13 protein-coding genes are annotated in these 19,063 nt (G+C 52.9%); 6 read left to right on the top strand and 7 right to left on the bottom strand.

Going from position 1 to position 19,063, the window contains the following annotated elements:
• Positions 1-216: 216 nt before the first annotated feature.
• Positions 217-1,179 (bottom strand): HNH endonuclease, encoded by a 963-nt coding sequence (locus ACYVC2_RS15765; RefSeq protein WP_461103405.1) that lies wholly within the window; start codon positions 1,177-1,179, stop codon positions 217-219.
• A 126-nt stretch (positions 1,180-1,305) separates the two neighbouring features.
• Between ACYVC2_RS15765 and ACYVC2_RS15760 the strand changes: the two genes are divergently transcribed.
• The gene (locus tag ACYVC2_RS15760; protein WP_461103404.1) at positions 1,306-2,775 is read left to right on the top strand and encodes an amidohydrolase; all 1,470 of its coding nucleotides are present in this window, start codon (positions 1,306-1,308) and stop codon (positions 2,773-2,775) included.
• Positions 2,776-3,022: 247 nt separating this feature from the next.
• Here ACYVC2_RS15760 and ACYVC2_RS15755 read toward each other — a convergent pair whose 3' ends face one another.
• On the bottom strand, positions 3,023-3,736 hold the full coding sequence (locus ACYVC2_RS15755) for a LytR/AlgR family response regulator transcription factor (protein ID WP_461103403.1): 714 nt from the start codon (positions 3,734-3,736) through the stop codon (positions 3,023-3,025).
• Positions 3,737-3,744: 8 nt separating this feature from the next.
• The gene (locus ACYVC2_RS15750) at positions 3,745-4,866 is read right to left on the bottom strand and encodes a sensor histidine kinase (protein ID WP_461103402.1); all 1,122 of its coding nucleotides are present in this window, start codon (positions 4,864-4,866) and stop codon (positions 3,745-3,747) included.
• A gap of 193 nt (positions 4,867-5,059) precedes the next feature.
• Between ACYVC2_RS15750 and ACYVC2_RS15745 the strand changes: the two genes are divergently transcribed.
• Positions 5,060-5,827, top strand: a complete 768-nt coding sequence (locus ACYVC2_RS15745) for a cupin domain-containing protein (RefSeq protein ID WP_461103401.1) — start codon at positions 5,060-5,062, stop codon at positions 5,825-5,827.
• A 15-nt stretch (positions 5,828-5,842) separates the two neighbouring features.
• Here ACYVC2_RS15745 and ACYVC2_RS15740 read toward each other — a convergent pair whose 3' ends face one another.
• The 3 genes from ACYVC2_RS15740 to hisB form a co-directional block, all read right to left on the bottom strand.
• Positions 5,843-7,234 (bottom strand): DUF3500 domain-containing protein, encoded by a 1,392-nt coding sequence (locus ACYVC2_RS15740; protein WP_461103400.1) that lies wholly within the window; start codon positions 7,232-7,234, stop codon positions 5,843-5,845.
• Positions 7,235-7,419: 185 nt separating this feature from the next.
• The gene (locus tag ACYVC2_RS15735; RefSeq protein ID WP_461103399.1) at positions 7,420-7,986 is read right to left on the bottom strand and encodes a 1-acyl-sn-glycerol-3-phosphate acyltransferase; all 567 of its coding nucleotides are present in this window, start codon (positions 7,984-7,986) and stop codon (positions 7,420-7,422) included.
• 279 nt (positions 7,987-8,265) lie between these two features.
• Positions 8,266-9,414, bottom strand: a complete 1,149-nt coding sequence (gene hisB / locus ACYVC2_RS15730; protein ID WP_461103398.1) for a bifunctional histidinol-phosphatase/imidazoleglycerol-phosphate dehydratase HisB — start codon at positions 9,412-9,414, stop codon at positions 8,266-8,268.
• A gap of 340 nt (positions 9,415-9,754) precedes the next feature.
• Between hisB and ACYVC2_RS15725 the strand changes: the two genes are divergently transcribed.
• The 4 genes from ACYVC2_RS15725 (at position 9,755) to ACYVC2_RS15710 (ending at position 15,992) form a co-directional block, all read left to right on the top strand.
• Positions 9,755-10,765, top strand: a complete 1,011-nt coding sequence (locus ACYVC2_RS15725; protein WP_461103397.1) for an NYN domain-containing protein — start codon at positions 9,755-9,757, stop codon at positions 10,763-10,765.
• A gap of 2 nt (positions 10,766-10,767) precedes the next feature.
• The gene (pabB, locus tag ACYVC2_RS15720) at positions 10,768-12,105 is read left to right on the top strand and encodes an aminodeoxychorismate synthase component I (RefSeq protein WP_461103396.1); all 1,338 of its coding nucleotides are present in this window, start codon (positions 10,768-10,770) and stop codon (positions 12,103-12,105) included.
• A gap of 272 nt (positions 12,106-12,377) precedes the next feature.
• Positions 12,378-15,215: an outer membrane beta-barrel protein gene (locus tag ACYVC2_RS15715; protein ID WP_461103395.1), complete on the top strand. Its 2,838-nt coding sequence runs from the start codon at positions 12,378-12,380 to the stop codon at positions 15,213-15,215.
• Between the two features lie 30 nt (positions 15,216-15,245).
• Positions 15,246-15,992 (top strand): GLPGLI family protein, encoded by a 747-nt coding sequence (locus ACYVC2_RS15710; RefSeq protein WP_461103394.1) that lies wholly within the window; start codon positions 15,246-15,248, stop codon positions 15,990-15,992.
• A 120-nt stretch (positions 15,993-16,112) separates the two neighbouring features.
• Here ACYVC2_RS15710 and ACYVC2_RS15705 read toward each other — a convergent pair whose 3' ends face one another.
• Positions 16,113-19,016: a glycoside hydrolase family 9 protein gene (locus tag ACYVC2_RS15705; protein ID WP_461103393.1), complete on the bottom strand. Its 2,904-nt coding sequence runs from the start codon at positions 19,014-19,016 to the stop codon at positions 16,113-16,115.
• Positions 19,017-19,063 lie beyond the last annotated feature (47 nt).

Here is a 19,063-nt window from a genome sequence, read left to right as displayed (position 1 = left end):
TATAGAAGAATTGTGGATCCTGGTGGGGTAAAACTAGGCGGACCCTTGCACTTCCAGAGACTGTGTACGCCGGTGATTATCGCTTGCAAATGTGCTTTTCTAGTGTCACGTCGCTCAATCTGATCAGAACCCATCGTTGCCTGAATGACCTCACAGCTTACAATCTAAGACGCAACTGCTGACCGATGCTTCTGATAACTTTTATTTATCAGCAGATTAGCTCCTGAACCGCTCACGCATGTGCCACCGAAAGCTTTCTATTTTCGGGTAATGCATTTCGCCAAACGGAAGGCGGAGCGGCTGACCATGAAACTGTTTCAGATTATAAGGACTCGCTGTGTGGTCAGCCAGTGAAGGCGAAACCACTACCCGTAGTTGTTCATCTACGCCGATCATGCCCCGGTCGAAGGCCGTGTGCAGATTGGGACAGAGCGCAATCCCATTCGTAACTTTATCATCACCGGAAATGCTGATGGGCATGATATGGCAGGCTTCCACCAGTGAAGCCCCGTCGACGGCAATGACTTTCAGGCCCGAAATAGCACAGGTGAAGTCGTAGACCTTAGGCACCAGCTTTTTAAACAAACCACCACGCACAAAGCGCGTTTCCTCATCTTCCACAGCCTGTAACGGTGCATACGACATTGCTTTTTCATTCAGCAGGTAAGTTTCCAGTTCAGCTACATAGCTGCGTCCAGCATTCTTGATTCGTAGAAATTCCGCTTTGATGTCAGCGAAATAATGATCGAGTAACGTGTTTGTCAGCGACAACCGGGCGTCGTCGTTCGACAGTAAATCAAACAGAGTATCGGCTAAATAACCAAAATCCAGCCGGTCGCTGAGGGTTTGAACACTACGAATGTGCGTATCGATTGCATAGCCTGCCTTGGGACGCAGAAACCAGAATCCGTCGCTCTGCAGATAAAAAAATGGCTGGGTAAAATCATCTTTATGAGCCGTTCTGACTAGCAACGCGAAGTTCTCTTTAAACGTAGCCACGAGTTCAGGCGTAATCATCACCCGATTATCTACAATCAACCGTTTGCCGATCAATTCAAGCAGCGTAATCAGAAGTATAGGCTTGTGCGGTGCTTTACCGTAAGGCGTCACCCCTTGCTTAAGCCGGATAAATTTTCGCTGATAAACAGCTAACTGATTTTGCTCAAAGGAACTGGACATACATTAGATAATTTTGCAGTAAAGCCATTCTACACCGAAATATATTGATCATCCGGGCTTTTTGCCTTATTTTTATCGGTTGCCCAACAGAATCAATCGATTACAACCATCCCGGCAACCCGGTCTATGAAAACACAATTCCTCACGCTGGCGCTGTTGCTGCCTCTGCTGGCGGCTGCTCAGTCGAAACCTAAAAAATCCGCTACACCGGCCGTCGATGCCGACAAGCAGGCGGTGATCGCGGATCTAAACAAACGCTTTCCCGAATACGCGGGCATCTCGAAACAAATCTGGGATTTTGCTGAGCTGGGCTATCAGGAAGAGAAAAGTTCTGCCCTGCTGGAAGAGCAACTCAAAAAAGAAGGTTTCGACGTAAAAACGGGCGTGGCGGGCATTCCGACGGCCTTTGTCGCCACCTACGGGTCGGGTAAACCCGTCATCGGAATTCTGGGGGAGTACGACGCGCTGCCCGGTCTGGCCACGGAAGCCAAACCCGACTTTACGCCCATTGCGGGGCAGAAAGGCGGCCACGGCTGCGGCCATAACCTGTTCGGTACAGCATCGGTAGCCGCTGCCGTTGAGGTGAAAGACTGGCTTAAAAAGTCAGGGCACAGTGGAACGGTCCGCATTTACGGCTGTCCGGCTGAAGAAGGTGGGGCGGGGAAAGTGTACATGGTGCGCGACGGATTGTTCAAGGACGTCGATGTGGTGTTGCACTGGCACCCCGGCGCCCAGAATGCAGCCGACGCGAGTACATCGCTGGCGAATAAAAATGCTAAGTTTCGGTTCAAGGGAATTGCCTCCCACGCGGCTGCGGCTCCCGAACGCGGCCGGTCGGCGCTGGACGGTGTGGAAGCGATGGACTACATGGTCAATATGATGCGCGAACACATTCCGTCGGATACGCGCATTCACTACGTCATTACCCGTGGGGGCGAAGCGCCGAACGTAGTGCCGGCCTTTGCGGAGGTGTATTATTACGCCCGCCACAAAGACCGCGATGTGCTGCAAAGTGTCTGGAAACGGATCGAAAATGCGGCCGAAGGAGCCGCCAAAGGAACCGGTACGCAGGTGGAGTGGGAAGTGCTGGGTGGGGTGTATAATCTGCTGCCAAACGTAACCCTGGCGGAGGTCGTTCACCAGAACCTGCAAACCGTTGGCGGCATCGACTACACTCCGGAAGAAACTGCTTTTGCCAACAAAATCAGCCAGACCTTCACGGGGCCGAAAGTGCCCATCGAAAACGCGGCTAAAGTCGCCGATTTCCGTTCGGCTTCCGAAACCACGACCAGCAGTGCTTCGACCGATGTGGGCGACGTCAGCTGGGTAGTACCGACCGTGGGCTTATCGACGGCCACCTGGGTACCAGGCTCGTCGGCCCACAGCTGGCAGTCGACGGCGGCCAGCGGGATGAGCATCGGCCAGAAAGGCATGCTGGTAGCGGCCAAAACCCTGGCCATGACGGCGCTGGATCTGTATAAAAGCCCAGCGCTCATCGAAAAAGCCCGTGCCGAATGGACACAGAAACGCGGAGCCGATTTCAAATACGAAGCCCTGCTCGGCGACCGCAAACCCGCGCTGGATTATCGGAAGTGATACCCGCAGGCGAAGGCAGAATAAAACTTACTTTTCATCGAGCGTTTGCCAAATAGGCTATAGGTTGTCATTCCGACGCCAGGAGGAATCTTCGTGTCGCCACGCTTTCTGGTGAGGACGCTTTGAGATTCCTCCTGGCGTCGGAATGACAAAAAACCAATCGGCTGACGGTCAAAACATTTACCCAAATAGTTGATTTATAGAAGCTTATTCTCTCAGCTTCTCAATAAAAGTTTTTGCGTATCGGCTACTTCTTCCATAATTTATCGGTCAGCACCCGCTGCATGACCTGATCGCGGTAGTTCCGGCTGATGGGCACGCGGTGCGACCTGATGAAGATCTCGGCCCCTTCGATGCCATCGATTTTACTGGTCGAAACCAGGTACGATTTGTGCACCCGGATAAACGAATGAGGGGCTAAATTCTGCTCCAGATCCTTCATATTCAACAGTGTGACATACTTGCCCCGGTCGGTAAAAATGGTCACGTAATTCTGCATGCCTGCTACGAAGAGAATCTCTTCGAAAAAAAGCTTTTCGTATTTAGCTCCGCATTTGATGAAAAAATAATCGGCCTCGGGTTGCTGCGTGCCCGCCTGGGTAAGCAACCGATGATAATCCTTCGCTTTGTTCGCCGATTGAACAAACCGATCGAACGTAATGGGTTTCAGCAGGTAATCCAGCACGTTGAGCTGAAACCCGTCGAGGGCGTAACTGGAATAGGCCGTTGTGATGATCACCATCGGCGGTTGACGGCCAATTTTCAGAAAATCGATGCCGTTCATTTTGGGCATCTGGATATCCAGAAAGAGCAGATCAACCGGTTGCCCATCCAGTAGCCCGATCAGTTCGAGCGGGTTCGCGCAGGTGCCGGCGAGTTGCAGAAAATCTAACTCGCGAACATAATTGGCCAGTCCTTCGCGGGCCAGCGGCTCATCATCGGTAATCACACACTTGATCATTGGATCGCTCAGGTTGAAGCCAGTTGCAGAACGGGAGGGTCGGCAAGCGTCGATAGGTGTACACGGAGCGCTACCTCGAACCGGTTCTGGGTAGACTCGATGCTCAGTACATACTGATTCGGATAAAGTAGATCCAGCCTGCGTCGTACGTTTTTCAGACCGATACCGCCGTAGTCGATCCGCTCACCGACAACCGCCGGGGCGGTGCTGTTGGCGACGGCGAACGTCAGTTCGGAGCCGCTTAGATCCAAGCGAATCGTGATCCAGTTGGCACGGTCTTTGGACACATGTTTGAAGGCATTTTCAACGAACGTCATCAGTATAAACGGCGCGATGCCCAGCTGATCCGTACCCGTCGGCCCGACAGCAAATTGCACCGTCAGGTCGTTCTGGCGGAGCTTTTCGAGTTCGATAAAATTCTCCAGATACGCAATTTCCCTCCCCAGTGGAATCTGCCGATCGTTGCATTCGTACAACTGGTACCGTAACAGGTCGGAAAATTTAGCCAGCGACGCCGACGCCATAACTGGATTTTTGTGGATCAGAAAAAAGACCGAATTGATGCTATTGAACAGAAAATGCGGGTTGAACTGGGCTTTCAGAAAATTCAGTTCTGTTTCCAGTTTTTCCCGCTCGAGCAGTTGCTGCCGCTGCCGGGTCTGAATCCAGTTTTTAGTCAGTTTAATACTCATCGCCAGGGTCATACTGGCTACCGTCGATGGGAGAGCTATTCCCAGAAACCGAAAGAAACAGGCCGCGTCGGTACCCCCTCCGTACAGCTCATTCATGGTTTTGCCAGACACGTAAGCGCTGACGTAATAACCGGAAATGATGAACAACGTGGCGCCGAGGATAGTCAGGAGCAGGTAAGCGATATAGAGCGCAATCCGGCTTTTTTCGAGATATCCCGGCATCAGAACATACAGGTTGAAATAAACTGCCAGGGCCTGAAAGATGATGTAAAAACTGTAGTTGATCGGAAACGACAGAAACACATCCAGCGCTTTGAATGGATTGCCCAGAGTAACGGCCGCCCACAGGTAATGGTACACGATCCAGAACGGCAGGTGGTAGATTTTGTATCTAAAAAACCAGTTCTGGCCAGGTGGGCCGTACGTTACCATGCTCATAGTCTGGGAACAAGGGTTTCGACGCAGGATATTTCTGTTTCCCTAAATTACAGTAAATGTCCGGGTTTATGCCTCAGCTATACACCAACGACCGCAATCAATTGACCAATTGCCTTACCTGATGGGCAAAATGATTAGACAGACAGCGGTACCCTGCTTTTGGATACACCGGATTTTTAACCAGCCTCCTGGCATGAACCCCTGCTATCTCTTTTTTTTCTGCCTGATTGCGGCCATCAGCCCGCTCCCGAATGCACCCATCGTCGCTAACGTGTACAGATGGGCTGAAGCGTCGGTAACCCGAAAAGCGGGCGTCGAACAGCGAACCCTACTGGAAGGCAGCACGACCGATTTCCGGCACCTGAAGGTTCACGCCACAACGCTGCCTGCCCATCAGGCTCCGCACCCCGCCCACCGGCACGATGACGAAGAGCTGATCCTCATCAAGGAAGGTGCCCTGACGGTAACCATTGAAGGCAGAACCAAAACGCTGGGGGCGGGCAGCGTGGCTCTGATGCTGCCGGGCGACGTACACGGTTTCGAAAACAAGGGTGATGTTCCTGCCACGTACTATGTCATGCGCTATGAAGCAACCCAGCCAGCAGACCTGGAGCGGGGTCGCCAGGCTGGAGGTTCCTTCTGGATCGACTGGAACGACGTTGCATTCCAACCGCACGACAAAGGCGGGATTCGACGTATGTTCGACCGGGCAACGGCTATGACCAAACGCTTCGAAATGCACGTAACGACCCTGAATCAGGGATTGTGGAGTCATCCGCCCCACACGCACCGGGCCGCTGAGATCCTGCTGATGATCGACAACAGGGCGCAGGAAAGCATCGATGGAACGCTTCATCCGGCCAGCGCGGGCGATCTGATCTTTCTGGAATCGAACGTACCCCATGCCATCCAGAACACGAGTCAGGGTCCCTGTACTTACTTTGCCTTTCAGTTCGAGTAAAAGCCAGCAAGATTATCAGAAACTGAAGTTGCCGCCGTAATCGCGGGTGTGATCCCGCCAGATGCTGTGGTAGTGAATCTGATTCTGATACACGACGCCCGACTGACACACAAACTCGATCCACACGCTCGGCCCGTCGATCCGGACGTAATCGGCATTGCTGGTCAGGCTTGCATTTCCCGAATAAGCGATGTAGGTGCTGGCCAGTTCGTTCTGGTAAGTCGCCAGCAGACTGGTGGCCGTGGCATCGTCGGTATCGAGCACCCAGGGCTTCATGGCAGCCAGCACCAGCGCCTGCTGATCGGTACTTAAGCTACTGACCGGCACACCCACTTTAGTAGCCGGAAATTTACCATCGTTGTTCGGGCCAAGTACTACGTCGCTGAAGGTACTGCTGAGTTTGGCCGTAGCCAGTTGGCTGCTGGTCAGTGAGGCCAGCATAGCGGCCATGGCATCATGCTCACTGCCGAGGGGCGCATAGGCCGTTCCGTTCGCGGCCGTCCAGCTCCGGGGTTCGACACCTTCGAACTGGGGCGTCGCTCCCTGAACGGCGCCGGCATTGAAGGTTTTGTTGACGGCCAGGTGGTGCCCTCCAAACTGTAGCTGCCAGGTGCTGCTCGTGGAAGGCGTTCCCAGAAAAGCGATAAAATAAATACCCGATGAGTAGCCCGATCCACCACCAGCGGTTTTGAGGACATCGTCGGCCGCCCGAATCTGATTAACCTCGTCATACCCTTCGTTGGTCGTGGTGCCGGTAGCTGCGGCAACGACGGCCAGCGCTGCGGTGACCTGCGCCGTTGTCAGATCGGCCAGTTGGAGGCCTACCCGGCAGTTGGAACCGCAGGGCAGATTGGACCACTTGATGGCATTGGCTTTGGAGTAATCCAGCACCACGGCGGCTTTCTGGGTAGCGCTCAGGGTGGCCAGAAACGCTTCGGCTGCGCACACTACCTTAGCGGTGTTGGTTGTAGCGGTGCTGCAATCGGTGGTTGTGGTCGAGCTGGTGGGCGAGAGCGTGGCCACTACCGAGCAATTGCCCGTGCCGTAGGACGTCGCGGTTACGGTTATCGTCTCCGAGGTCGCGCTGGAGGTTCCATCGAAGGTGAGCGGAATCGCTACCGACGTTTGCCCGCTGGTCACGGTCGTGCTGTATGTTTCGGGGCTAAAGTCAGCTCCAGAGCTGGTAATGGCAAACGTAACCAATCCGGCGGTGGCATCGTTGAGCCCAACCGTAAGCGTCGTACTCTGCGCCGACCCACTGGTCGTTAAGCTCCCAGCGCTCAAGGCCGTAGATGAACAATTTAGCGAAGGGGCTTTTATGATGTCGTTTTCTGTCTTTTTGCAGGAGATCACTACGCTGAGAAACAGGAAAAGAGGTAACGTGAGTCGGATGAGTTGTCCGTTCATATCAATTGACCAGTTGGACGATTTAAGATCAGTTCGCAGGAAGAATGAGCGCTTCTATGGAGAAAATTATGATTGACCCGCCCCGCGATCAGGTTGTAATAGACCCGTAAAAATAAGGAAGCCAGGGAAGATTACCCCGTAAACGGAGATGATAAGATCGAATAATCCTTTTCGTTACGTCCTCATCAGGGGATGAGTCCGGTCTTTTCCCAATCTCTCAGCCAGTCTTTCTTTACCCCATGCACCTGGGCGAAGAATCGATAGAACGGGATCATGTCCTGCTGGTAACTTCCTGTAACGTACAGAGGCTCACCCAGAACGACGAGTTTGCGGGGCCAGTCGAAGCCCACCGGAATGATGGGAACCTCCGCCTTGAGGGCGATATAGTAAAAGCCGGTTTTCAGGGTAGCCACATTGGCGCGCGTTCCCTCGGGGGTAATACAAACGTGCAGACGATCGTGCTGGTTGAAGATGCTGACAATCGCATCGACCAGGTTATGCGATTTGTCGCGGTAAACGGGCTTTCCGCCCAGGGCGCGAAAAAGCCAGCCGGCATACCAGGTGAACAACGAGCTTTTGGCGAGGTATTCGATCCAGACGTGGATGGTGGGCCGAACGCCCAGCCCAATCAGAAAATCCCAGTTAGTCGTATGAGGAGCAACGACCCAAAGGGCTTTGGGTACGGTTGGCACAGGGCCAACGACCCGCCAGCCTGCTATTCGGAACAACCAGCGGGTAAGAGCGCTAAGCATAATAAAGAGAATTGCCAGTAATGAGTCGATAGTAGTCATCAACTCATTACTGGCAACTAAAAATTAGTACTTGCGATCATTGCGCTCCAGCCAACGGCCCGTTACGAACGAAGCGCCCAGCAGAACCGCGTAGAACAGAAGCGTCAGAGGTGTTGATAAATCCATGTCGGTATTCAGTTGAATGTCGGTGCAAAAGTACACAGAAGAGTCAATAGTCGCTAGTCTCCGCTACGAGTCGATAGTATTTTTTACCGAACAACCCATAGCGGAGACCAACGATTACAAAACGCCTTTCGTGCTCGGAAGGTTGTCCAGTTCTTTGATATCGCGCCGAACCGCCATTTTGATCGCCTTGGCAAAAGCCTTGAAAATAGCTTCGATTTTGTGGTGTTCGTTCTCGCCTTCCACTTTGATATTCAGGTTACACAAAGCAGTATCGGAGAAGGACTTGAAGAAATGAAAAAACATTTCGGTGGGCATGTCGCCGATTTTCTCGCGTCGGAACTCAGCCTCCCAGACCAGCCACGGCCGACCCGAGAAGTCGATGCCTACCTGCGCCAGCGCTTCGTCCATGGGCAGCAGAAACCCGTACCGGCTGATGCCCCGCTTATCGCCGAGGGCCCGCCGATACGCTTCGCCGAGGGCCAGGGCGGTATCTTCGATGGTATGATGCTCATCGATATGCAGATCGCCGTCGACGTGAATGGTCAGGTCGGCCCCCGAATGTTTGGCAACCTGATCGAGCATGTGATCGAAGAAGCCGAGCCCAGTGTGGATATCGGCCTGTCCGCGTCCATCGAGGTTCAACTCGACCCGAATCTGAGTTTCTTTGGTATGGCGCTCTACCGTGGCCGTGCGGGCGGGCAAGCGCAGAAATTCATAGATCCGATCCCAGTCGTCGGTTTTCAGCGCGATGGCGTTCTGCATGGCTTCGGTCAGGCCGGTAACATCCGCCTGTTGCACCGCCGACAGTCCGTTCGGGGGCAGGAACAGAATGGCTTTGGCACCGAGGTTGACCGCCAGTTGCACATCCGTGAGCCGATCGCCAATCACATAGCTATTGGCCAGGTCATAGTCGCTGCCGAAATAGTCCATCAGCATCCCAATGCCGGGCTTGCGGGTTGTGGAGTTATCGCGTGGGAAATGCCGGTCGATATGCACAGCCGCAAACTGGACATTTTCGCCCGCAAACGTGTCCAGCATTTTCGTGTGGGCGGGCCAGAACGTATTTTCCGGAAAGGCGTCGGTGCCGAGCCCGTCCTGATTGGTCACCATCACCAGTTCGTAGTCCGTTTCTTCGGCGATCCGGCGCATGGCGGAGATGGCTTTGGGTACGTAATCCAGCTTGGCCAGGGAGTCGACCTGCTGGTCTGGCTGGGGTTCGATGATGAGCGTGCCATCGCGGTCGATAAACAGAATCTTTTGCATAAAATAAGTCCGCAGGAATAAGCCGCCAAAGATACAGGTCCTGGAACATTCCACGCGAAAATGTGTTATGTTTGCACCGTAGTTCTTTATATAGGTTTTTTGTAACTATCCATATACATTTGTTTCCATTCGGAGTCTGGTGAGTTCATCTGCATCGTACCCTTATTTTACCACCTAACCTATTCCCGAATAGCTTGCGTTTTTTTAGTTTATAGAAATAAAACCGTACAAGTACCTTCCATACGTAACTACGCAACCTATACAAAATCGGAAGAACACATTCGTTAATGGATCACCATTTTTTATACTAACATACAATTTATAAACTTTAGAGTAAAACATGCCAGCGACATCATCCAGGCTGACCCGCATTGGGGTTTTTTATGACGGCAATTATTTTTTACACGTTAGCAACTACTATAATTATTCCCACGAACGGCGCAGCCGAATCAGTATCTCCGGATTACACGCCTTTATCCGTCGGCAGGTAGCCGAAGAAGAAGGCGTCAACGAACGCTTGTGTCAGATTGTCGATGCCCACTATTTCCGGGGCCGTCTGAACGCCCACGAAGCGAACCAACGCGGGAACCAATTATTTTATGACCGATTGTTCGACGATATTCTGATGTCGGAAGGGGTCGTTACCCATTATTTACCGGTTAAAACCTACCAGGGCTATCGTCAGGAGAAAGGCATCGACGTGTGGCTGGCACTCGAAGCGTTTGAACTGGCCCAGTACAAAAAATTCGATGTAGTCGTACTGATTACGTCCGATGGGGATTACGTACCGCTTATCCGCAAACTGAATACCCTCGGCTCCCGGATTATGGTTTTAAGCTGGGATTTCGAATTTCTGAACGAACAGGGGGAGAAACAGGTGACCCGCACCTCGCAGGATTTGCTGGAAGAGGTTTCTTATCCGGTTGGTATGCATGGCATCATCGACGATCGCAGCCGTCGCAACGACATGGTCATTCAGAATCTTTTCGTAAAACAGCAGGCTCGTCCGGCCTTTACCGCCACCACGAATGGATCGACCTACGCCAACGGCAATGGGTACGTGAACGGGCATGAGTATGAAGAGTATTCATCGGCCGACGAACCCAATTACAACCTGGCCGATCTGGGCGAAGATAGTGACCCGGAAGGCCGCAAGATCAGTACCATCCGAAGCCTGAAAACCGGCTATGGCTTTATCAATTTTCCGCCCAATAACCTGTTCTTTCATTACACGAGCCTGATCGATACAGATTTCAACGAATTACAGGTCGATGATGAAGTTGAATTTACGGTTGGCCAGAACGCCGAAGGTAAAGACATTGCCATCGATGTCCGGCTGGTACGGTCCTGATTATGAACGCACTTCGGATAGCTGTAGACGATATACCTGAATTCCGGTGGCGGGCACTTTCCTGGGCCCTATCCGATCAGAACCATCCGGATGGCTTCGTGGCTTTGCTGAATAACAACGGCATCAGCTACCCGAACGACCCGTTTCCTAACCGATTGTTTATCGGTGCGAAACGGGTCGTTTCATTTTCGGTTACCGATGCGACAGAGAAAAACGCCTTTCAAATCCTGCATGACGCTCATCGTATAGACCCATCGTTCCTGGTTGGTTATTTCGGGTACGACCTGAAGAATCAACTGGAAGTCCTGGAGAGCCGCTACCCGGACCGGATGGATTTGCCGGACGTTTATTTCGTTGAGCCCGAATGGATTATCGACTTTGAACAGGCGGATGTGTTGGCTGGTACCGTAATCCTTACGGGCAGGGGCGACGCAACCGAATTGCTCCAGCAGATAACGCACTACGCCCCCGGCCCTTTCCTCCCCGCCCCGGCCCCTTCCTCCCCTGCCCGCATCCAATGCCGGGTTACGGCCGACGAGTATCGGGCAAATGTCCGGCGGATCCAGCAGCATATCCGGGCCGGGAATGTTTATGAACTAAACTACTGCCTCGAATTTTTTTCCGACGATGGCCGTCCTCTCGACCCGCTGGCTACCTACCGGGCGCTGAATGACCGATCGCCCATGCCCTTCTCCAGTTTTCTGAAAATCGGGGATCGGTACATCATGGGTGCTTCGCCCGAGCGGTTTCTGAAAAAAGACGGTAACCGGGTGCTGTCGCAACCCATCAAAGGAACCATCCGACGCGGGCAAACGCCGACAGAAGACGCGCTTCTTCGCGCCCACCTGCTGAACTCGGAAAAAGAACGGGCCGAAAACCTGATGATCGTCGACCTGGTTCGGAACGACCTGGCGCGCAGCGCCCGAACCGGCTCAGTAAGCGTCGATGAACTGTTCGGTATTTACGGTTTTCGTCAGATGTATCAGATGATCTCGACGGTGTCTGCCAGCCTGCGTGAAAACGTTTCGTGGGCCGAAGCCATTCAGCATGCCTTTCCGATGGGAAGTATGACGGGCGCGCCTAAAATCCGGTCGATGCAGTTGATCGACGAGCTGGAAGCCAGCCGCCGGGGGGTATATTCAGGCGCGATCGGCTTTGTCACACCCGCTGGTGATTTCGACTTCAGCGTCGTCATTCGGACTCTGCTCTACAATGCTCAGACGCATTACACTTCTTTCTCGGTAGGGAGTGCTATTACCTACGACGCCGACCCGGCTCAGGAATGGGACGAATGCCTGCTGAAAGCAAGCGCCATTCGGGAGGTGCTGGAGCAGAGTTGACAACCGGAGGGTTGGGCCATACTGGCTGAAGCGCCCCAGGGATCACCACTAACTAAATTTTACGGGTGGCTTTTGTGGAATTGCCTCTTTTTTCTCCTCTTACGGAGTAAAGCCTGCAACGTTTTGGCCTCGAATCGACTCATTATGAGCGTTGCTGACCGTTCGCGAAATTAACTACTATAAATTTAGTTAAAAATCGTTAACGGATTAACCAACGCATCGTCTGTCCATTTAGCTTTGCAGCTGTTCGCCTATCCCTTTGTTTTTAGCTTATGAAAAACCTTTTCCTGCTGGCCGTATTGTGCCTGCTCATCACGGGTCTCTATGCTCAGAGCCCAACTCCGCCTACCCGTTTCACGATCCAGGGCCGCGCTGTCGATACCGCATCCGCTGCGCTCCCCTCCTCGACGGTCATGCTGCTGAACCCGAAAGATTCGGCGCTGGTCAATTTCACCCGAGCCACCGAGACTGGTGCTTTTACCTTCAAAAATGTGAAAGTGGGGACCTACCTGCTGAAAGTGTCGTTCGTCGGTTACATTCCCTATAATCAGGTCATTAAACCCACGGGCGACGCGGTCGTTAACCTGGGCGAACTGAAAATGAAGCCTATTACGCGGGAGTTGATGGAGGTGGTCGTAAAAACCGCCAAAGCCCCCCTGACCATCAAAGGCGACACGATCGAGTACAATGCCAGCTCGTTTAAAGTGCCCCCCGGCTCGACGGTCGAAGACCTGCTGCGGAAACTTCCTGGTGTGCAGATCGATCAGGACGGCAACATCCGAGCGCAGGGCGAGCAGGTGAAAAAAGTGACGGTGGATGGGAAGAACTTCTTCGGCAACGATCCGAAACAGGCTACCAAAAACCTCCAGGCCGAAGCCATTACGAAAGTCCAGGTATTCAACGACAAGACTGAGCAGGCTAAACTGACGGGCATCGACGACGGTAAGAAAGAAAAAACCGTCAACCTGGAGCTGAAAGAAGAGTTCAAGAAAGGCGGCTTTGGCAAAGTGACGGCGGCTGCGGGGCCCGCTTCCAACAACGTGTCGGCCCGCGCCGAAATCAAAGGCACGTATAACAAATTCAACGCCAAGCACCAGTTCTCACTGATCGGGCTGGGCAACAATACGAACCAGCAGGGTTTATCGCGGGATGATTATCAGGACTTTCGGGGTAGCAACGCCTACAATTCCAACCAGAATGCCGACTTCGGCTTTAGCGGGAATTTCTTTTACTATACCGACAGTGGCGACGAAAGCCTGGGAATTCCGGTCACGGGTCGTCAGGGCGTGGGGTTCTCCAACAACGCGGCTGGGGGCGCCAATTATAACTACGATACGAAACAGAAAAAGATCAGCGGCAGCTATTATTACAACCAGACCCGGATTGAACTCGATGCGCATCGGTTGAGCAATAACACCTTACCTCAAAGCCAATATGCGCGGGATGAAACCAGCAATCAGGTCAACTTCAACGGAAATCACCGGGTCAGTCTGCGCTATGAAAAAGAAATCGATTCGCTCAACACGCTGGTGTTCATCAACAACAGCCGCTATGGCATGGGCAATGCCCAGCTTTTCCGGAATCAGATCCTGACCCGCAGCACCGGTGCCATTACCGAGAACCTGAGCGTTAACAACAGCGAGCAGAAACAGTTTGCCACGTCGAACTCGCTCATCTATCGGCATAAAATGCGCAGCAAAAAAGGCCGGAGCCTGGCCGCCAGTGCTACCTACGAGGTGAATACCAACGACGCTACCCTCAACCTGGATTCGCGCAACACTTATTCGGGCCCCGTAACGGCCGCCGACAAAGTGCCCGATATTCATCAGGACCAGCGGAATGATATCATCCGGAGCGAGTACAAAGCGAGTCTGCAATACGTAGAGCCCTTTGCTAAGCGCTACACCTGGGAAACCTTCTATAATTTCAGCCTGCGCTTCGACGAGGTGGACCGGGACGTTTTTAACCGGAGCGACCGCTACGTTCGCAACGATACGCTTAGTTTGTACTACAAAAACAACTACGTCTACAACCGGCTCGGTAGCAGCATTCGCTATTCGTACAAAGGGCTGAACGTATCGGGGGGGCTGGCCGGCCAGCGGTTTACGCTCAACGGGCAGTTCGCGCCCGACCAGACATCGCAGAGCTTCAACCACATCGACCGGGTTTTCACGGCGGTTATCCCGAATTTTTCGCTGAATTACAGCATGAAAAACAACCGGTACCTGGGTGTGTACTACAACGTCAATGTGCAGATTCCCAGCTCGCGCGACCTGCAGCCGGTGATCAACAACAGTAACCCGCTGTTTATCAATCAGGGAAATCCCGATCTGCTGCCGCAACTTGGTCATAACCTGAATTTGTTTTTCAATTATTTCAACCCGGGTAGTTTCATCAACGCCTATATCAACTTCTACGGCACGACGTACGTAAATCAGATCGTGCAAAGTCAGCGCACCGACCCACAAACGCTGGTGACGGTGATCAGTCCGGAAAATTTCTCTGGCGGCCGCAACGCCGGTTCGTACATCGGCTTTGGCTTTCCGCTGAAAAAAACCAAAGCGACGCTGGACCTGAACGGCGGCTTCAATCTGGGCAACAACCCGGCCCGGGTCAATGATGTGGTCAACGAAACACGTTCGCAGGGCTACAACGTCGGAGCTCGGTTGAGCCTGACACCAACCGAGTGGTTGACATTCTACGGAAATGCTAACCTTAGCTTCACCAACACGCAGTTTTCGATCAATTCGAACCAGAATCAGTCGTACACCAACAATAACTTCGGGGGCGAGCTAACCCTGAAGCTACCAAGCGATTTTTACATCAACACGAACCTGAACTATCGGGTCAACAAAAACGAGCAGTTGAATTTCGACTTGCGGATTCCACTCTGGAACACGTCGATTTATCATATCCTGGGCAAAGCCAAGCGGGCCGAAGTCCGGCTAACGGCCATCGACATGCTGAACCGGAATGTAGCCGTTTCGCTGAACCGGGGCATCAACTACACCCAGTCGGAGACGATTCAGACCCTGGCACGATATTTTACCATCGGGTTTACGTACAACATGCGGGGAGTTTCGGCCAAGATGCGCCGGGAAATGTATTAATTTCACAACGTTCTCATTCCCTTTTCGATCATGAAAAAATTACTTGTTGTTCTGTTCCTGCTAACGGGTCCGCTAACGATGGCCCAGAAAACCGAGGGCGTGATCACGTACGTTCGGAAAGAATACTGGCTAAAGATCACCAACCGGCTGACGTTTTTAACTCAGGAACAAAAGGACCGCGAATCGCAGACCTGGAAAAACTGGGAAGAAAGCTTTAAAGGAACCAAGATGAAGCTGGCTTTCAATGCCAACGAAAGCCTGTATACCTACCTCAGCGATGAACCCGAAGAGGGCGGGTACTCCTTTCGGAAATATGATTATTTTATCTACCGCAATTTTGAGAAGGAAAAGAAGACCGACATTATCGAAATGCTGGGTAAAACCTACATCGTCGATGATTCGCTGCACGCACCGGTCTGGAAAATCGGGAACCAGATCAAGGAAGTAGCGGGCTACATCTGCATGAAAGCCGAAACCGAAGACCCGATCAAGAAGCAGAAAATCACTGCCTGGTTTGCCCAGGATATTCCGGTACCGGCCGGGCCCGAACGGATGAATGGCCTGCCGGGCCTTATTCTGGAACTGGACATCAACGACGGCGATGCGCTCATTTCGGCAAGCAACGTCACCTTTCGCCCACTAACGCCCGACGACCTGAAGCTGCCGAAGCAGAAAGGCAAAAAAATTACGGACGCTGGCTACGACGACATCATCAAGCAGAGTATCGCCGAAAGCATGACGGCGCACCGAAACCCGTTCTTCACGATTCGCTACTGAGAATATTTACGAAGATTAGCATTTAGAGAGCCCAAAACCCGGAAAAATCTGAAATTGGGTTCCAGATTTTTCCGGGTTTTTGAGCTAACTCACTGATTGACAAGACTTTTTCTTTAGCAACTAATTCACCAACGTCAGGATACCCGCTTTTGCGTAGGTGATCTTTCCCCTTAACTCCAGCCTTCTGGCATTCACTGAGGCATCGATCAGAACGGTATGGTTCGGCTGAATCCTAACCTGATTCGCGAGGGTCGGAATACGCCCGCAGGCCCAGGTCGTCGGATCGGTCCAGTTACCGGATTTTACGCTGGTGATTACGTCGGTATAGCACATCGACTGGGCCAGCAAACGTAAGTAAGCTCCCTGCGAATAAATGGCCGGTTCGTTGAGCTGCCAGGAGTTTTCGGGATAGCTGGTGTTCCAGGCCTTATACGATTTCTGAACAGGCTGGTTTTGCGGGGGCGAAATAACGGGTCCCGAATAAGCCGCGTCGGGTGCGTAGGTCGGGTTGGCCCCGCCCATCAGAAAGCCCGGTGGCGGATTGGTATCGAAAACGGTGCCATCGCCAAACCATGAATGGTACATAGTCGGCACCGAAAACTCTGCCCCGTAAGCGCTCATGTTGGTCAGGTAGCAGTAGGCCGTGGGATTGACACCGTGCAGATAATGGATAAAGCCCATGCCCGCGTCCCGGTAGTTGAGCCTATTAGCGGCATCCTGGTTGTAGGTGTTCATACTGAAGAACATAGCTCCCTGATGTGCTTTGGTTTCGTTGCTCCCCCAGGTATAATTGTCGTTTTTCAGGAAAGCCCGGTATGCATCGGACTGAGCCAGATACGCCGGTAAATTATCAGCGTTATTCGTCTTCAGGCTGGCCGTATACGTTGATAAAATAGCGCTTTTAACGCTGGCTGTTGCACCCGGAGCTCGTGAGTAATACAGCAGCGCATCCTGATACGTAGCCTCGAAGGGATAGGCAAACCCCCACTGCATCAGATGTACCTGATTGTAATTCGCATCGAAAAAGGTTTTGTAGGTAGTGTCGCCGGTCAGCACGAACAGAAAAGCGGCCGCGGCTACGCGCCGGGCCAGCCGGTCATTGTCGGTATACGTTGCGGCTGCGCTTTGAAAACCCGCATTGCTGAACAACACCGACGGATTGGCCGCCGACCAGGCGAAGGCATTCTGGGCCGCCAGGCGCAGGGTATCGCTGTAACGCTGCATAGCCGGATCAGCGAGCGCTTTGAACTGAATAGCTGCCAGAGCAAAAACGGCCGCCCCCGTTGCGGTGGCATCGGTACTCGCGGCCCCGTACCGACGCACGTGCGTATCGGCACTCGGGGGTGAGGTGGCGCTGAAATCGGTCACCGATACCTTGTGCAGTAGGGAACCGTTGGGTTGCTGCATCCGTCGTAGCCAGTCGAGTTCCCACTTCACCTCGTCCAGCACGTCTGGAATACCGTTTCCCGACTCCGGAATACCAAAATCGTCGGTCCAGACCACCGGATTCTCCTGGTAAGCCAGCAACATGTCTACCAGCGGACCGTAGGTAAACGGAACGTATTTGTTATAATCACCCGCATCGAACCAGCCACCGCGTAAATCCTGCGCGGTCGACGCGGTGGTGTTACTAATCAGCCGACAATCGGTATCCTGCTGAGCCCCCAGGAAAGCAGCCCCGTCGGTCCAGGGACTTTGGGCGTAGGGCGGCTGTTTGGCCAAGCCACTACGCTGGTAAAAAAAGACCCGCGTAGCCTGTTTGAGCACGGGCTGATAGACGGCGTTCCCGATCTCGAACGAATACGAACGCTTATTCTGGAGCGAATCATAAACGTAATACGTACCGGGTGTCTGCACCGGCGAAAAGTCGAACCACCAGACTTTATCGCCCGATTGAGCGTGGGTGGCCCCGCCGTTCCAGGCAGTGGGCGTACCTCGAAAGACGACCGCATCATTGCCTGTTTTTCGAATCTGGTAATAGCTGGAGGGAATGAAGGGTTCGGTTGCGTTGTAGCCCGTTTGTGGATTACTGATCACCGCCATTTTTTTAGCCAGCGGCAGATACCCGAACTGATCGACCTTGAGGTGGTTATCCACCATGGGTCCTGTGCTCGTCGGTATATTCAGCTGATACTTATTGACGAAATTCCAGATGGTCTGCGCCACGTTAAACTTCGAACTCCACTCGTGCGCGGCATCTTTCGTCATGAACAGAACGACTTTTTTTCCTGAACCGCAAAAGGTCAGCGAATCGACGTTGCTATTCAACGGATTGGTAGTGTATGTATTTTCGTTACCGCAGTTCAGATATGCATACTTGAAAAGCGGCCAGGCATAGTACGGCAAAGCATGTGGATACGGCTGGATGGGTGGATCGACGACGGGATCACCCGCGCTGTGGATGTGCAGGACCGGAACGGGCGTGTAGGCGCCGGTAACGAAATAAGCGTTCAGGTAAGCGTCATTGCCCCACAAGCTGGCGGCTACCGGTGCAAAAGCCGCAATTTTTCCTGGAAGCGCCATACTCAGAAAATAACACATAAACCCACCTCCTGAAAGCCCCGTTACATAAACCCGGTTTCGATTGATGTGGTAGGTCTGCACGAAATACTCGATGAGGTCGCTGGTAAACAGCACATCATCGGGCGCATTAGGATCAGCGGGATTAGGCCCGTTGGCATCACCCGCCGTACCGAATCCGGGCGCAGTATCGGCGTATTTGTTGAACTGAAGACTCCCTCCGACATTAACGGCATTGGGGTAGGCAACGATAAAATTATGGGTATTGGCTACCGCATCCAGCCCGGCAATGGCCTGTAAGCCCGCCCCCGTTCCGCCATCACCGTGGAAAGCAATGATAAGCGGGAGATTATTACCCGACGGGGTGTCTGGCAGATGGTATGAAAAGGTACGGGCGCGTCCACCCGAAGTAAGACTTCCACTGCTGTTGACTGGTGTTTGCGACCAGGCCATCCAGGAGACAAAAAAACTGATAACGAATAAAGCAATCCGACTGGTATTCATCGACGATCCTCTATTTAGTTTAACCCTACATCTTAGTTTAACCCTAC

The organism is Spirosoma koreense, assembly GCF_054777875.1.
The sequence above is the reverse complement of the archived record's forward strand: the minus strand, read 5'-3'. Positions and strand labels throughout refer to the sequence as shown.

Bases quoted from the DNA above. Each gene is read 5' to 3' on its own strand.
- ACYVC2_RS15765 (WP_461103405.1), bottom strand. From the start codon at position 1,179: ATGTCCAGTTCCTTTGAGCAAAATCAGTTAGCTGTTTATCAGCGAAAA.
- ACYVC2_RS15760 (WP_461103404.1), top strand. From the start codon at position 1,306: ATGAAAACACAATTCCTCACGCTGGCGCTGTTGCTGCCTCTGCTGGCG.
- ACYVC2_RS15755 (WP_461103403.1), bottom strand. From the start codon at position 3,736: ATGATCAAGTGTGTGATTACCGATGATGAGCCGCTGGCCCGCGAAGGA.
- ACYVC2_RS15750 (WP_461103402.1), bottom strand. From the start codon at position 4,866: ATGAGCATGGTAACGTACGGCCCACCTGGCCAGAACTGGTTTTTTAGA.
- ACYVC2_RS15745 (WP_461103401.1), top strand. From the start codon at position 5,060: ATGAACCCCTGCTATCTCTTTTTTTTCTGCCTGATTGCGGCCATCAGC.
- ACYVC2_RS15740 (WP_461103400.1), bottom strand. From the start codon at position 7,234: ATGAACGGACAACTCATCCGACTCACGTTACCTCTTTTCCTGTTTCTC.
- ACYVC2_RS15735 (WP_461103399.1), bottom strand. From the start codon at position 7,986: ATGCTTAGCGCTCTTACCCGCTGGTTGTTCCGAATAGCAGGCTGGCGG.
- hisB (WP_461103398.1), bottom strand. From the start codon at position 9,414: ATGCAAAAGATTCTGTTTATCGACCGCGATGGCACGCTCATCATCGAA.
- ACYVC2_RS15725 (WP_461103397.1), top strand. From the start codon at position 9,755: ATGCCAGCGACATCATCCAGGCTGACCCGCATTGGGGTTTTTTATGAC.
- pabB (WP_461103396.1), top strand. From the start codon at position 10,768: ATGAACGCACTTCGGATAGCTGTAGACGATATACCTGAATTCCGGTGG.
- ACYVC2_RS15715 (WP_461103395.1), top strand. From the start codon at position 12,378: ATGAAAAACCTTTTCCTGCTGGCCGTATTGTGCCTGCTCATCACGGGT.
- ACYVC2_RS15710 (WP_461103394.1), top strand. From the start codon at position 15,246: ATGAAAAAATTACTTGTTGTTCTGTTCCTGCTAACGGGTCCGCTAACG.
- ACYVC2_RS15705 (WP_461103393.1), bottom strand. From the start codon at position 19,016: ATGAATACCAGTCGGATTGCTTTATTCGTTATCAGTTTTTTTGTCTCC.